Origin of the sequence: Sinomonas susongensis (assembly GCF_005877005.1) — a bacterium.
GTDB lineage: Bacteria > Actinomycetota > Actinomycetes > Actinomycetales > Micrococcaceae > Sinomonas > Sinomonas susongensis.
In genome coordinates, this window is record NZ_SSNH01000002.1 from 359809 (window position 1) to 374316 (window position 14508).

General features: G+C 64.0%; 12 protein-coding genes. 2 read left to right on the plus strand and 10 right to left on the minus strand.

Annotated features, from left to right (window positions below; translation table 11 throughout):
• Positions 1-22: 22 nt before the first annotated feature.
• The 5 genes from E6A21_RS04790 to gcvH all read right to left on the minus strand — a co-directional run bounded on the left by E6A21_RS04790 (position 23) and on the right by gcvH (position 2973).
• Positions 23-616, minus strand: a complete 594-nt coding sequence (locus tag E6A21_RS04790) for a MerR family transcriptional regulator (RefSeq protein WP_138442980.1) — start codon at positions 614-616, stop codon at positions 23-25.
• 209 nt (positions 617-825) lie between these two features.
• On the minus strand, positions 826-1332 hold the full coding sequence (locus E6A21_RS04795) for a bifunctional nuclease family protein (RefSeq protein WP_043123122.1): 507 nt from the start codon (positions 1330-1332) through the stop codon (positions 826-828).
• Entirely contained in the window at positions 1329-2057 is a 729-nt protein-coding gene (gene ftsR, locus E6A21_RS04800) for a transcriptional regulator FtsR (protein ID WP_138442981.1), read from the minus strand. The genes E6A21_RS04795 and ftsR overlap by 4 nt, the downstream gene beginning before the upstream one ends.
• Before the next feature lie 9 nt (positions 2058-2066).
• On the minus strand, positions 2067-2555 hold the full coding sequence (locus E6A21_RS04805) for an FHA domain-containing protein (RefSeq protein WP_138442982.1): 489 nt from the start codon (positions 2553-2555) through the stop codon (positions 2067-2069).
• A gap of 31 nt (positions 2556-2586) precedes the next feature.
• Entirely contained in the window at positions 2587-2973 is a 387-nt protein-coding gene (gcvH, locus tag E6A21_RS04810; protein WP_138442983.1) for a glycine cleavage system protein GcvH, read from the minus strand.
• A gap of 198 nt (positions 2974-3171) precedes the next feature.
• Between gcvH and E6A21_RS04815 the strand changes: the two genes are divergently transcribed.
• On the plus strand, positions 3172-4083 hold the full coding sequence (locus E6A21_RS04815) for an Fpg/Nei family DNA glycosylase (protein ID WP_138442984.1): 912 nt from the start codon (positions 3172-3174) through the stop codon (positions 4081-4083).
• A 73-nt stretch (positions 4084-4156) separates the two neighbouring features.
• Here E6A21_RS04815 and E6A21_RS04820 read toward each other — a convergent pair whose 3' ends face one another.
• The 4 genes from E6A21_RS04820 to E6A21_RS18350 form a co-directional block, all read right to left on the minus strand.
• Positions 4157-4732 (minus strand): dienelactone hydrolase family protein, encoded by a 576-nt coding sequence (locus E6A21_RS04820; protein WP_138442985.1) that lies wholly within the window; start codon positions 4730-4732, stop codon positions 4157-4159.
• 20 nt (positions 4733-4752) lie between these two features.
• The gene (locus tag E6A21_RS04825) at positions 4753-6078 is read right to left on the minus strand and encodes an MFS transporter (RefSeq protein WP_171041264.1); all 1326 of its coding nucleotides are present in this window, start codon (positions 6076-6078) and stop codon (positions 4753-4755) included.
• Between the two features lie 232 nt (positions 6079-6310).
• On the minus strand, positions 6311-7363 hold the full coding sequence (locus E6A21_RS04830; protein ID WP_138442987.1) for an LLM class flavin-dependent oxidoreductase: 1053 nt from the start codon (positions 7361-7363) through the stop codon (positions 6311-6313).
• 87 nt (positions 7364-7450) lie between these two features.
• A complete protein-coding gene (locus E6A21_RS18350) occupies positions 7451-9622 on the minus strand; it encodes an ATP-dependent DNA ligase (RefSeq protein WP_138442988.1) in 2172 nt (723 codons plus the stop codon).
• Between the two features lie 134 nt (positions 9623-9756).
• On the opposite strand from E6A21_RS18350, the gene E6A21_RS04840 reads away from it, so the two are divergent.
• Positions 9757-10146, plus strand: coding sequence for a helix-turn-helix domain-containing protein (locus E6A21_RS04840; protein WP_138442989.1), 390 nt, complete (start codon positions 9757-9759; stop codon positions 10144-10146).
• Here the strand turns inward: E6A21_RS04840 and E6A21_RS04845 are convergent.
• A complete protein-coding gene (locus E6A21_RS04845) occupies positions 10143-14504 on the minus strand; it encodes an NACHT domain-containing protein (protein ID WP_138442990.1) in 4362 nt (1453 codons plus the stop codon). The two genes, E6A21_RS04840 and E6A21_RS04845, sit on opposite strands and share 4 nt — an antisense overlap.
• Positions 14505-14508: the final 4 nt, after the last annotated feature.

The following is a 14508-nucleotide window of genomic DNA, read 5'->3' on the forward strand; positions in this document are numbered from 1 at the left end:
GACTCCGACGGCGGCCGCTCGGTCAGCCCGTCTTCCGGGCCGCCCGTCGCCGGCCCAGCTCGTCGCCCGGGAACGTCTGGTCCTCGGCGTGCTCGCTCGGCAGTTCGGCGAGGCTGCCCTCGACCTCACGCCAGACACGGCCCACGGCAATGCCGAAGACGCCCTGGCCGCCCTGGACGAGGTCGATGACTTCATCCGCGGAGGTGCACTCGTACACCGAGGCGCCGTCGCTCATGAGAGTGATCTGGGCGAGATCCTCGACGCCGCGTTCGCGCAGGTGGCCTACCGCGATCCGGATCTGCTGGAGGGAGACACCCGTATCAAGCAGGCGCTTGACCACCTTGAGGACGAGGATGTCGCGGAAGCCGTACAGGCGCTGGGAACCGCTGCCGGCCGCCCCCCGCACTGTCGGTTCGACCAGACCCGTGCGGGCCCAGTAGTCGAGCTGCCGATAGGTGATGCCAGCCGCCTTGCAGGCGGTTGGGCCGCGGTAGCCCGCTTCTTCGTCGAGCACAGGCAGGTCCTCACTGAACAACAGGCCCTGCTCGCCGACCGGGACTTCAACGCCGGGTCCGCTGATCTGACGCAGCTTTCCCGACTCGCCCTTGGGACTCACGTCACCCTCCTTCTCTCGCCCCCCGCGGGGATGCCGCACCGCCCCAGAGAGGGAGGCTACTGAAGAGCAGCACTGTAATTACATTCAGCAGTGCAACTACCAGTGTCACCCGAGCCGGTCGGCGATGCAATGGGAGCTTCCATCGATGACGTTAGAACCGACGGGAGGCGAAAGCAAAGACCAAGGCCCCGAGCGGAAGCCGTGTCGGATTACTCGTCGAAGTCCTCGGGCTCCACGTCGGCAAGGAACTCGCGGAAGCGACGCATCTCGCGCTCCTCCTCCTCGGGGCTCGGCGACGCTTCCTCCGTGCCCTCCTCGCTGCCCTCTGCGAGCTGGACGCCGGCCTCCTCGAGGACGGCGTCCGCACACCAGATGCGGCAGTTGACGCGCAGCGCGACGGCGAGGGCGTCCGAAGCACGCGACTCGATGACCGTGCCGTCGTCGAACCCCAGCTGGGCATAGAAGACGCTGTCCTGGACAGCCACAATCGTGGCGCTGACGACCTGGCGGCCCAACCCGTGCACCACGTTCACCAGCAGATCGTGCGTAAGCGGCCGTGGAGGGACGACGTGCTGCTGGGCGAGCGCTATCGCGCTCGCCTCCGCGGTGCCGATCCAGATCGGCAGATGCCTTTCGCCCTGCTTCTCCTTGAGGAGTACGAGTGGCTGGTTGGACGGCAGCTCGATGCGCACGCCGACAACCTCTACTTCGATCATGACCCCTCCATCCTCGAGATGCGGCCGTGCACGAGGGCACGGTGGAGCGTGAGGCACAGGTCGCTGATCTCCCGCGCCGCCTCGGCAGTCCGCGCCCGCGCCGCTTCATCACGGCGCGAGGCGATGGGTGCCACCGCCCGTTCCACGAGCCCGAACTCGCGCTCGGCCGCGGCACGAAAGGGCCCGAGATGCCGCGGCTCGATCCCGTGGGACTCGAGCTGAACGCAGGCCCGGGCCACCTGGAGGGCATGCTCGTCGTACCGGCCGTCTTCTTCGGAGATGAGTCCGTAGCTCCTGAGGGACTCCACGAGGGAGGCGCTCGCGCCCGATTCCGCGCGGAGCTGTTCCTCCGAGAGTGCGCGCGATCTCATGGCCTGGAGCTCGTTGGCGACGTCATCGCTCACGGCCCGCGGCGCAAGGGTCAGGCCGCCGGGAAGGCTCTCAGGCCGCTCGCCGCGATCGATTGCGTCCAAGTAGTCCTTGATCACCTTGAGGGGGAGGTATTGGTCCCGTTGGAGGGCGAGCACGAACCTCAGGCGCTCCACATCCCGCTCTCCGTACTGCCGGTAGCCCGCGGGCGTCCTCTGGGGCGAGATGAGGCCCTTCTCCTCGAGGAAACGGATCTTCGACGCCGTCATGCTCGGGAACTCCTCGGCCAGCGAGGCCAGGACTTCACCGATATTGAGGCTCGAGGCCCCCCTGCGCTCCGAATGAGCGAGTGCCATGCGCGCCCCCTAGGCGGAGTGCCTCACCGTGCTCGTTGCAGGGCTCTGGTAGTACGTGAGCCTGAACTTGCCGATCTGCACTTCGGCACCCGTGCGCAGGACCACGCGGTCTACGCGGTCGTGGTTCACATAGGTGCCGTTGAGGCTGCCTGCATCGACCACTTCGAAGGCGCCGGTCGGCGTGCGGCGGAACTCTGCGTGCCGCCGCGACACTGTCACGTCGTCGAGGAAGATGTCGGCGTTGGGATGGCGGCCCACCGTGGTGGCCTCCGAGTCGAGAAGGAATCGCGCGCCGGAGTTCGGCCCCGAATGGGCTATGAGAAGAGCCGAACCGAACGGCAGCGCGTCGATGGCCGCCTGCTCCTCCGAGGTCAGCTGGCGTGCCGCCAGCGGCTCCTTGCCAATCGGCGGCAGGTGGATCGACGTCGTTTCAGACGCAGAGATCTCGCGCTCCGTGGCCTCTCCCGCGCCAAGACCACGACGCTCCTCGCTGCCCATCGTTCCTCCTCGTCGGTGTATCCCCAGATGTCTACCCTACCTGCTGTTCATACTGGGATGCACTGAGCAGATCGTCGACCTCGGCGGCGTCCTTGAGCTTGACCTCGATGAGCCAGCCCTCACCGTAAGGATCGCTGTTCACGAGGGCGGGATCGCCGTCGAGCGCCTCGTTGCGCGCCACAATGGTGCCGCTCACCGGGGCGTAGATGTCGCTGACGCTCTTGGTCGACTCGACCTCCCCGACGACCGCGTTGGCGCTCACCTCGGTGCCCACCTCGGGCATCTGCACGTACACGACGTCGCCGAGCGCGTCCTGCGCGAAGTCGGTGATGCCGACGCGGACGACGCCGTCGCCGCCCGCAGCCGAAATCCACTCGTGTTCGGCGGTGTAGGAGAGGTCGCCAGGGACATTGCTCATGGTGCGCCTTTCATCGAAGCGGTGCCCTCGGAATCCCGCGGGGCCGTGTCCGCTGAAAGTATAGGCATAACGAAACCCCTGCTCAGGGCCGGGTTTTCTGGCACGATGGACGAGTCACGAGGGGGCGTCGGCGGCGAACCGGCTGATCGCCCGGCTGCCCTTTCCGTGAACTCGTGGTCAGCGACGAAAGGCAGCGCGATGCCGGAGCTCCCCGAAGTCACAGCACTGGCAGCGTACCTCGACGGTCGCCTGCGCGGCGCTCGGATCGAACGCGCCATCTTCCCGTCGATCCACGCCCTCAAGACGGCCGACCCTCCGTTCTCGACCCTCGTCGGCCGCCGCGTGGAATCGGTCGGGCGGCGCGGGAAGTTCGTCGTCCTCGGGACAGGGCCGGGGGAAGGCGGGGCCAAGAGCCCGGAGGACGACGGCGCGGGCCGGCTTTCCGTCGTCGTCCACCTCGCGCTCGGCGGGTGGGTGCGGGTCTCCGACAAGCTGCCCGAGCCGACCCTTCCCCGCGGCAAGGGGTATGTGGCGGCGCGGCTCGGATTCGAGCGCGACGGAGAGGTGACGGGGATCGACCTCACCGAGTCGGGGACGTGGAAGCGCCTCGCGGTGTTCATCGTGCGCGAGCTAGACGACGTGCCGGCGATCGCAGACCTCGGGCCCGAGCCGCTCGAACCCGAGTTCACGCTCGAGACGTTCCGGGCGCTCCTCAACCACCGCCAGCAGATCAAGGGCCTTCTCCGGAACCAGAAGGTCATCGCCGGGATCGGCAACGCGTACAGCGACGAGATCCTGCACGCCGCGAAGCTCTCCCCATTCGCGATTGCCTCGACTCTCTCGGACGAGGAGACGGAGCGCCTGTACGAGTCGATGCGAAGCATCCTGCAGGGAGCCATCGAGGACGACCTCGGCCATCCGCCGGAGGAGCTCAAGGACGAGAAGCGGCGTAACATGCGCGTCCACCGCAGGACGGGAGAAGCGTGCCCCGTCTGCGGTGACACCATCCGCGAGGTCACCTTCTCGGACAGCGCGCTCCAGTACTGCCCGACGTGCCAGACCGGCGGGAAGATCCTCGCCGACCGGACCACCTCGAAGTTCCTCAAGTAAGCTCGAAGTTCCTCAGGTAAACGAGAAGTAGGGCCCATCCAGGAAGTCGGGCCCATCCAGGAGGCCCGAGGCCTCAGACCGTGTCCAGGAGCGCAAGCGCCCGCTCGAGCAGCAGCCCGGCCGCGAGGGAGTCGTAGTCCGCCAGGCTCGCGTCCGCGAAGAAGTGCTCGCTGCCCTCGTAGAGGAACAGCTCCGCGTCCGGCATCATCGCAACAAGCTCCCGCGCCGCCCCGAGGTCGCCGTCGGCCGCGAAGTACGGGTCGGCGGCCTTGCCGTGGATCTGCACCGGGATGCCCGGGGGCCACGTCGTGCCGAACTGCGCCACGGGAAGACACGCTGCAATGAAGAGCGCGCCCCGCGCCCCCGGGCGCGTCTGGGCGAGCTGCTGGGCTGGCATGACGCCAAGCGAGTAGCCCGCGTAGACGAGCCCGGGCGCGAGATCCTCGACCGCGCGCGCACCCCGCGAAAGGAGCTCGCCGAAGCCGAGCTCCTCGGCGTGCGCCACGCCGTCGTCCACGTTCTCGAAGGTCTTGCCGTCGAAGAGGTCCGGGGTGTGCACGACATGGCCCGCACGCCGCAGCTCCTCGGCAAAGTCGAGCAGTCCCGGCGTGAGCCCGAGCGCGTGATGGAAGAGGACTGCTTCAGCCACTGTTCACAGCCCCCTTTCGCTCATGCGCGTCCAGCCTCGGTCGCCGTCCGCTCCTCCTGATCTACGTACCCGTAAAGCTCCGGGAGAATCAGCCACGCCGAGAGGAAGCCGATGAGCGAGAGGACCGAGACGGCGAGGGTCGCGCCGACCTTGCCCCACGCGGCGGTCATGACCGGGAAGATGAACGCTCCGAAGAAGGAGGCACCCTTCACGAACACGTAGCCGAAGCCGGACGCCGTGGCGCGGAAGCGGGCCGGGGCGACCATCGACGTGATGGTCATGCCGTTGGAGGCATCCCAGTAGTGGCCCCACATGAGCACGCAGGCGCCCAGGACGATGAGCCACTTGATATCGGCTCCGAGCGCGAACGCCCCGACGAGGAGGCCGACGAACGCGAGGCCGAACCCCCACATCGCAACGCCCTTGTGCCCGATCTTCGCGATCATGATCGGTGCCACGAAGCCAGAAATGGTCGCGAGGACGTAGATCGCGGCGGTCACCAGATTGGTGCCCGTGATGTTCGAGCTGCTGCCGCTGCCGGCAACGCCGACGCCGGCGGTGACGAGGATGACCGGGAGGTAGAACCCGAACGCCGTGAACTCGGCACCCTGGCAGGCGTTGGAGATCCAGCCGAAGATGGTCGCGCGGCGCTTGATCCGGTCGGCCCAGATGACCTTGAGGAAGTCGCTCACCTTCGGCTTCTCGATCTCGACATCGTGGTTCGGGAGCATCTCGAGCGGGTCGTCGAAGAGGCGCTGGGAGACCTCCTTCGCCTTGACGAACTGGCCCCGGTTGATGAGCGACATGGGCGTCTCGGGCAGGTTGAGGCGGGCCAGCAGCAGGATGAGGGCCGGGATCGCGCCGATGGCGAGCGCGACGCGCCACAGGATGTGGTGGTCCATGCCGGACGCGTACATGATCGTGATGACGACGATGGAGAAGACCTCGCCGAGGCCGAACATGAACTGCCAGCGGCTGCCCATGACCTCGCGGGCGCCCTTCGACATGGACTCCATGATGTAGGCGTAGCCGTTGGAGATGTCGCTGCCGAGCGGGATGCCGATCAGGAAGCGGATGATGATCAGGTCCCAGATGCCCACCGAGAAGCCCTGCACGATCGCGAGCACGATGAAGAGCACCATCGTGAGGATGAAGACGGCCTTGCGGCCGAGCTTGTCCGCCACGTAGCCACCGATGAGGGCTCCGATGAGCGCCCCGCCCTGGACGCCGGCGGTGATCAGGCCAAGCTCGGCTGCGTTCGGGTGGTATTCCGCGCTGATGAAGACGAGGACGAACGAGATCGCGTACAGGTCCCATGCCTCGATGAGGATGGTCGCAATCATCATCCAGCCGCCCCTGAAGCTGGATACCGTTCCTGTCTTGTTCAAGAGGGTTTGTGTTGCCTCGTCGGACAGCCGACGGATAGTCGCTTGGTCCATCATCGCCCCTCGTGTCGGGGGGTCACGTGAAGCGCTCGCGAGACCCCTTGCTCGCGGAAGACCGGGCAGATGGGTGCAGCCCAGAGAACCGCTCCTCGAATCGAGAACGGTGCAACCCTAAGCACGGCCCCCTACACCGTCAAGGCTTCGCGGGATACCCCTCCACGGGTCCTTCGGTGTTCGGCTTCCAGCCCAGTGCCGGGGCCACGTGTTCGGCAAACGCCTCCAAGATGTGGAGGTTGTACTCGACTCCGAGCTGATTCGGGACCGTGAGCATCACGGTGTCGGCCGCGGCCACCGCGCTGTCCTTCAAGAGTTCCTCGGCCAGCTCGTCGGGCTCCCCCGCGTAGGTCTTGCCGAAGGTCGAGCGGAACCCGTCGATGATGCCGACCTGATCGCCGTCGGGGCGGGACCCGAAGTACATGGCATCCCGGGAGCTCACGATCGGGAAGATGCTGCGGCTCACCGAGACGCGAGGGCGGCCCGTGTGCCCCGCGGCAACGTAGGCGTCGCGGTAGCGGTCGATCTGCTGGCGCTGGAGCTCGTGGAACGGGACTCCGGCATCCTCCGTGAGGAGCGTGGAGCTCATGAGGTTGAGACCGAGCCGCCCCGCCCACTCGGCCGTGTCACGCGTGCCGCTCCCCCACCAGATACGCTCTCGCAGGCCGGGCGACTGCGGCTCGATCGGCAGGCGGGTTCCGTTGGGGAACTGGTGCGGGTCGCCGTCGGCCACGCCCTCTCCGTCGATGGCGCGCAGGAAGAGGGCGAACTTCTCGCGGGCCAGATCCGCGCCTCGAGCGTCGGCGGAGCCCGTGTAGCCGAACGCCTCGTAGCCGCGGAGCGCGGGCTCGGGTGAACCCCGGCTGATGCCGAGGGCGATCCGGTTCCCGGCGATGATGTCGAGGGCCGCGGCCTCCTCGGCGAAGTACAGCGGATTCTCATAGCGCATGTCGATCACGCCCGTGCCGACCTCGATGCGCTGCGTCCGCGCCGCCATCGCGGTGAGCAGCGGAATCGGCGAGGCCTGCTGGGGCGCGAAGTGGTGCACCCGTACATACGCACCGTTGACGCCCAGCTCGTCGGCGCCGACGGCGAGGTCTATGGCCTGGAGGATCATGTCCTTCGCGGACTGCGTCTGGGAGCCGCGGAAGGGAGCGTAGTGCCCGAACGAGAGGAATCCGAAAGCCTTCACATGAGCGGGCAACCATGTCGTGGCCCCACGCATTCCCGCGGGCACGACAAATCCCGCGGGCACAGCAAAGGCCGCTGACCTGATGGGTCAGCGGGTCAGGACCGAGGCGAGGTCGTAGCTGACGGGTTCCTCGAGCTGGTCGTAGGTGCACGACTCCGGCGAGCGGTCCTCGCGCCATCGGACCCATTGCGCGGTGTGGCGGAACCGCTCGCCCTCCATGTGGTCGTACTTGACCTCGACGACGCGCTCCGGCCGCAGCGGGGTGAAAGAGAGGTCCTTGTCTGCATTCCAGCGGGACCGTGCGGCCGCCGTAGGAGTGCGAGGCGCGGGCTGGTCGCGGTTGTCCGGCAGCACCTGGGCGGCCTCCGCCCACGCCCAGGGGTGCCCCTCGAACGTGGTCACGAGCGGCTGCAGCTCCTCGAACAGCTCCTTGCGGCGGGCCATGGGAAACGCCCCGATGACGCCCACCGAGTTGAGCCTGCCCTGGGTGTCGTACAGGCCCAGGAGCAGGGATCCGATGGCGTCTGGCTCGTTCTTGTAGAGCCGGTACCCGGCGAGGACGCAGTCGGCCGTCCGCTCGTGCTTGAGTTTGGACATGACCCGCTTGTCCTCGGCGTAGAGCTCTCCGAGGGGCTTGGCGATGACGCCGTCCAGGCCGGCGCCCTCGAAAGTGCTGAACCACTCCAGCGCGACGGCGGGGTCGTTGGTCGCCTGAGTGAGGTAGACCGGGGGCTTGGCGTCCTTGAGTGCCTCCTCGAGGGCAGCGCGCCGCTCGCCGAACGGACGCTCCACGTAGTTGGTCTGGCCCAGGGCGAGCAGGTCGAAGGCCACGAAGCTCGCCGGCGTCGCGGCACTCAGCTTTGCGATCCGGGAGGCCGCAGGGTGAATGCGCTGCTGGAGGGCATCGAAGTTGAGCCGGTCGCCCGTGTCCGGGTCCACGAGGATGATTTCGCCGTCGATGACCGAGTGGTCGGGGACGCTTGCAACGATGGCTTCGACGAGTTCCGGGAAGTAGCGCGTCATCGGCAGTGCGTTGCGCGATCCGATCTCGACCCGATCACCGGAGCGCCACACGATCGAGCGGAAGCCATCCCACTTCGGCTCGTACAGGTACTCGCCGATCGGGAGCTTCTTGACCGGCTTGGCCAGCATCGGCCCGTAAGGCGGAGCGATCGCGGTGCCCCACTCGGCGTCGCGCTCCGCTTTGGGCGCCGAATAGTCGTCGTCCGCTCGGTCAGCCTTGCGCTTGCTCGGCGGCACCCGCGGCGGCTCGCCGGGCATCTTGGGGTAGTCCGGCGGGAAGTTGAGCTCGCCGAGCCCGCGCTCGAGGTCCGCGTCCCAGAGGGCGAGTGCCCCCGAAATGTCGCCCGGCGCGGCGTCGATGTCTGCCCACGGGCAGCTGCGGGCGGCCAGGAGCGCGGGAACCGTACGGACCGTGAAGTCGCGCGGGTCAGCGTCGGGGAGCTCGTCCCAGGTCAGCGGGGTTGAGACGGGCGCGTGGGGCAGGGGGCGGGGCGAATAGGCAGCGGCGATCGTCCGGTCGCGGTTGGCCTGGTTGAAGTCGACGAAGACCCGCTCGCCGCGCTCCTCCTTCCACCACGCGGTGGTCACGAGGTCCGGCATGCGTCGCTCCAGCTCGCGTGCGATCCCGATGACGGCGTGGCGCACCTGAAGGAACTCGTGGGTGGGCCGGATGCGCGCGTAGACGTGGACGCCCCGGTTGCCCGACGTCTTCGCGTAGGCCGTGAGCCCGGCCTCGGCCATGACCTCGCGCAGCGCGAGCGCGGCGGTGACGGCGTCCCGGAAGTCGCGCCCGGGCTGGGGATCGAGGTCGATCCGCAGCTCGTCCGGGTTGTCCAGATTGGCCGTGCGCACCGGCCACGGATGGAAGGTGATCGTTCCCATCTGCGCCGCCCAGGCGAGGGCGGCGGCCTCGTCGAACACGAGCTGGTCGTGGCGCCTGTGGGACGGGTAGGTGCAGGTCACCGTCCTGAGGTAGGAAGGAGCGCCCCGCGGCGGCCGCTTCGAGAAGAACTCCTCGCCGTCGATCCCTTCGGGGAAGCGCTGCAGAGTCATGGGCCGGTCGCCGTTGAGCCGCAGAAAGGGCGATGCCACTGAGATCAGGTAGCTGGCCAGGTCGCGCTTGGTGAGGGGCTGATGCCCTTCGACGCCGGGCCACAGCACCTTCTCCGGGCTGCTCAGCTTGACCTCCCGCGCACCGTCGGGGCCGTCCACGTACAGGATCTCAGAATCCGCCATGCGCCCAACGGTAGCTGCCACAGCGCCATCGGGGCAGATCGGACTCACCAACGCAAAAGCCGCGGGAACGATTGAGTTCCCGCGGCTTCGTGGTCGAGGTCCTGACACAGTATTCAAAGCAGGGCCTCCACAAAATGCGCCAGCTGGAGGCAGTGGCCGCCGCCACTACTCAACTAGCCCAGAACGAACAGTGGAAGCCACATCAGGAGCCGAAACCACGCTACCGCCTCAACGACCGCCTCGGCCTAGAGGTGCTGGACCAGATCGTTGCCCGCTATGAGGCAGGCGAGCCGACGACTGCGCTTGCGGCCGAGTTTGGAGTCGCCAAGTCATCCTTGCTACGCCTTCTTGAAGTCCGCGGCATTGCCATGCGCAACCAGCGCCTGACATCCGACCAAAAGCAGCAGATCCTGCAACTCAGGAAACAGGGAACGGCCATCCGTGCGATCGCAGCCCGGGTAGGCTGCAGCTACGGTACCACCCAGGCCTTCCTCAAGGTGCAGTCGGATCCGACGTCTCGTTAGTCGTGTTGTCGCTCGGACGCTTCGACCAATGAATCGACGCCGTACGCACCTGAGATCAGAAGCTGGTCAACTAGGTCGAGAACGGCTGCACGCTGCTGGTCGGTCACGGCTTGCGCGTATGCGCGTATGAGCAGCGCGCCGACCTCTCGCGCATCGCCTGCCGCGGCCGTCCGGATGTCCGCGACATCTCGGTTATTGATTTCAAGGAATCTCCGCGCGGCGGCAATGGCGAGGTCGTCGACCCGGTCGGGGGCCGCTTCAAGTGTCAAGAACATCTGAACCGACATGTCGGAGAAGGTCGGAGAGTTGATCATCGACAGCAGCAGGCCTCGATACGGAGCTAAGCGCTCTCCTCGGAGCTGAACAGCTACCTCCGCTGACGCCTCACGGACCTCAGGCGATTGGTCGTTACAAAATTCGGTCAGTGCCAAGGCGATTTGGCCTCGATTGGTTGTGCCTACCAATTGATATACACATCCACGTGCCGCCCCTATACGAGCTTCCCGGTCGGATCCAGAACGAACCCGTTGCAGCGGTCCGTCGAGTCCCCATTGAGCTGATGCCATGGCGGCTAACTCACCACCGCGTTCGCGGGCACCATCCACCGTCGAACTTAGCATCCGATCGATTAGCAGTTTGACCGTGTCGATGTCCGTATAGCCGACGGCATGAATCAGCCTTCGCACAGTGGAGGCAGAGAGAATGCTATCGCTGAAATCGATAAGGATCTTGAATGCTGTAATTGCTTGCTCGGGCTGGAATCGCAAGCAAGTAAGAATAACGTCGGCTACGGCAGCGCGCACGCCAACCACTGGGTCTGATGCCATCTGCGAAAGAGAGCCCACTACAGCGTTCGTCAGTATTCCGTCGGTATCAGCAGACAACAGGACAGCAAGATCCAAAGCGAGGGCTCCGCGTGCGCAATTCATCGACTGACTCTCGATCTTGTCAGCTGTAGACGGTTGCTCCTCATCGTCGCTAAATTCCGGATCTGGGCTCGTAAGCACTTTGTCCGCGACCAGCTGTACCATATCAACTGGAACATGGCCGCGAAACCGCTTCAGGGGCAATCCCAACCACTGGTCGTTCTCCGGATGCCCCAAAGAGGCGATGTGTCGCACCGCAGCAAAGACGGCCTCCGATGATTCGCACTTCTCTGCTTGGGAAACTCCCAATAGTATGGCATTGGCGTAATTCGGGTTCACATTTGATGTTAGTTTCAGCGCTAGAACTAGGAACCGATCAGTGTTTTCACTTGCGCTTTTTTGGAGCATGGAGGCAAGCTCATGAACGCCGCCGGTGAATGTGGCCCAGTTCGCGCCCTCTTGGTTGTGCTTTATGAAGGCTCGAATCCATTGGTCGTCTGTCAGCAGCCTCGCCTTGTCCGGTGGGATAGGCGAGCGGATGAAGCCGGATGCCATCGAATCAATTGTCTCGGTCGACTTTGGTGAAAACTGGCGTCTGAACTCCGCGAGCTTCTTGCGACCGGTGGGCGACAACTTGCTTTCGCACAGGGCGCTCAACAAATCGTATCTGTATCTCAGTTTGTATTGCTTGTCCCAAGGGAGACGAAAATCCAGGATCTGACGCTCTAAGCTCTGATGCTGCGTATCCGTGATATGCGCGCAGATCGCAGACAGGACGGATGCTGCCAGTTCGAAGGCGTCTGTTCCTCTGAATCTGTGAGGACCTTCAAGCATTACGTCGGCAATACGTAGGGCGAGGGCCGATGGCTGCAGCAGGGCAACTTTGTATAGGATCCACTGGGCAACATCATGATCATCTCGAGCGAAGGGCTCGAGTAGTTCCCACGTTGCAGCGTCATCGCTAATGAGCTTGCCAAACGCGCGGACCAGACCGACGATGATCGCCTGATCTAGCTCGTGCGTTCCAAAGCTAATGTAGTGAGCAGAGAACTGCCGTGACGGTTTCGGAGCCTCGCTATCTGCAACCTCGGTTGTCTTGAGAAGCCCGAGAATATACGGAGCAAACTTCTCGACGAACAGAGTTGGAGCAGCGTCGGATGCGTGCTGGACCAGGTCAATGACGGTATGGTCGTTGTCTTTCAGTGCTTCGAGAGTGCCATCTGGTCTCGGCTCCATCGCACCGGAACGATCGATGAGGAAGGCACCTAAGAGCTCAGCTGCCCAGTCTGGCTTCTTCTGCGCCAGCCCGTAAGAACTGAGCCAGAGCGAGTGGGCTTCAGTGTCGTAAACTCCGCGTCGGACGGCCTCCAGCAGGACGTCAAAGAGCGGACGGCTTTCGCTGATATCAGCGAATCGGACTACCCATCGGACCCAAGAAGCAATCTCGGGATTATGGGCGTGAGCACGAAGCACCTCAGCCAGGCGGTCTGCCTTCGTACGCGCGACAGTCGGCATCAGTTCAAGGGCGTGCCTCTGCTGTTCCTCGTCCATGCCGAGCCAGTCCATAATCATGCCATCGCTGTCGAGGCGATCAAACCAATCATCCGTCCGGAGGGCCGTCCAGACATGCTCACTAAAATCCGGATTCGTGTCTAGGACCATCTGCACGATGGTCCAGTCTGTCGTCGTTGGGCTTGCTAGTGACTTCAAGACCGCCAATGCGACAGCCTTGATATGAAACCGGACCGATGGTTCTGTGAGCAGAGCAAGTAATTCAGAGCGAAACCTGTCAGCGTTGACCTCGCGAAGGTAGTTCAGCACCTGCCGAACTTGAGACCGGCGGAAAAGCTCTTGCTTGGTGCCATTAACGAAGTCGACCAGCGACTGCCCCGACTGCATCCATCGACGGGCGAATGCGTAGTCAAAGAAGGATTCATGGAAGAAGGCAATCTTCGAGCCATCACGAACCAGCACATTCTCGGACACAAGGTATGCCGCATCGGCGGAGAGGTCGTCGCCGTCAAGGACGCTCATCGGCACGGCCAAAGATTGTTCTGTGCTAATCGAGTCGACAATCTTGAAGATGATAGCGTCGAAGCGCACTTGTCGGCCTGACCGACGCCGACACTCGTTGGCCTTCCGTTCCCAGAAGACGTCAAAGAGTTGGTTCGCGCTCTCGAATTGGGGGAATGCCGCTTGCGACACTATGCCGCCCAGCATCCTGAGGTTTAATGGTGACGACAGAAGCTCAAACTGTGATTGCTCCAGTCCAGCCGGATCAACCCCCATTGCTAGGAGGACCTCCTGGACTTGATCACTCGTGAGGTTCCCGACCTCAAACAAGTCCGACTCTGGTTTGGTCGACAATTGCCGCATCCGAGGGTCGTTTTCGATGTCGAATTTCCGCGAGCCGAAGACCAATTGGATATTTTCGAACGCGGAGGCTTCGCGGACGAGGTCCTCTATGCTTGCAAGATTTTCCGGGAGTCGCCCTGAAAGTAAGCTCGCAGCGTCAAGTTGATCAATGACGAGGACGGCCGCCTGGCCGTTGATGTGTTCGGCAACTACGGCTACGGGTGACGCCGACAGTCCAAGAACACGGCCAAGATCGTCTGTCGACGAAAAGCTATCGAGCCTGTCAAGACGAAATGCGAAAACCGATATGCCGTCGTCCTGAAGGCGCCTGGCAGCTTGCGCCAACACCGCGCTCTTACCAGAACCGCCCGCTCCGACGACAAAGTGCGTCCGGTGCGAGGCGCCGATGATCGTGGCAGCAAGATCAGAAGCTTCCTGCCTCGGGATAGCCGGGTCGAGAGATGCCTCGCTGACCGAGGCGAACCAGTTGTTGGTAACGACGGTAAACCGATCAACGTCCGTTCGGCTGGCCTCGTGATATCTGGGGACAATGCCGTATGAACGTAGGCCAGCCTCAATGGAAGGTGAATCAAGAATCTTACCTAGGCTATTGAGAGCGAAATTGCCTAGGCCCGCTGCGATTAGCTTTCCGGTTAAGTCACCAGATTCCCCTCGAAGCATTGCAGCCGCGATTGCAGCATTCTGTAGTTCAAGATCCCTCTCGTCGGACCAAGAAATGTGGAATCCGCGAAGCAGTGTCCACGCGGCTTCAGGTGAGTCGACTACTTGAAGGACCTGATCTCGAGTCTGATTCAACTTTTCTGATAAGTCTGCTCGGATGAAGTCGTCGGGTGATTCATATAGCCGGGCACGACTGCAGAGTTCTTGGATTGACTCGGCGGGCAGCATGGACGCGAAGTGGTATTCGCGACCATCACTAATATGGCTTAATGCTCGGCTCCAGATGCCTTTGGCATTGAGAGAACTGACTGACCATCGATCGTCATTCCCATTCTGTCGCTTCACTTGATGAGCTTCATCAACGCCATCATGATGGTATACGAACTCGGCGCCCTCGCCGATATCTCCGACCGCCTCCAGTACGATGGATTGGCCGGGATTCTGAAGTACGTACAAGAGG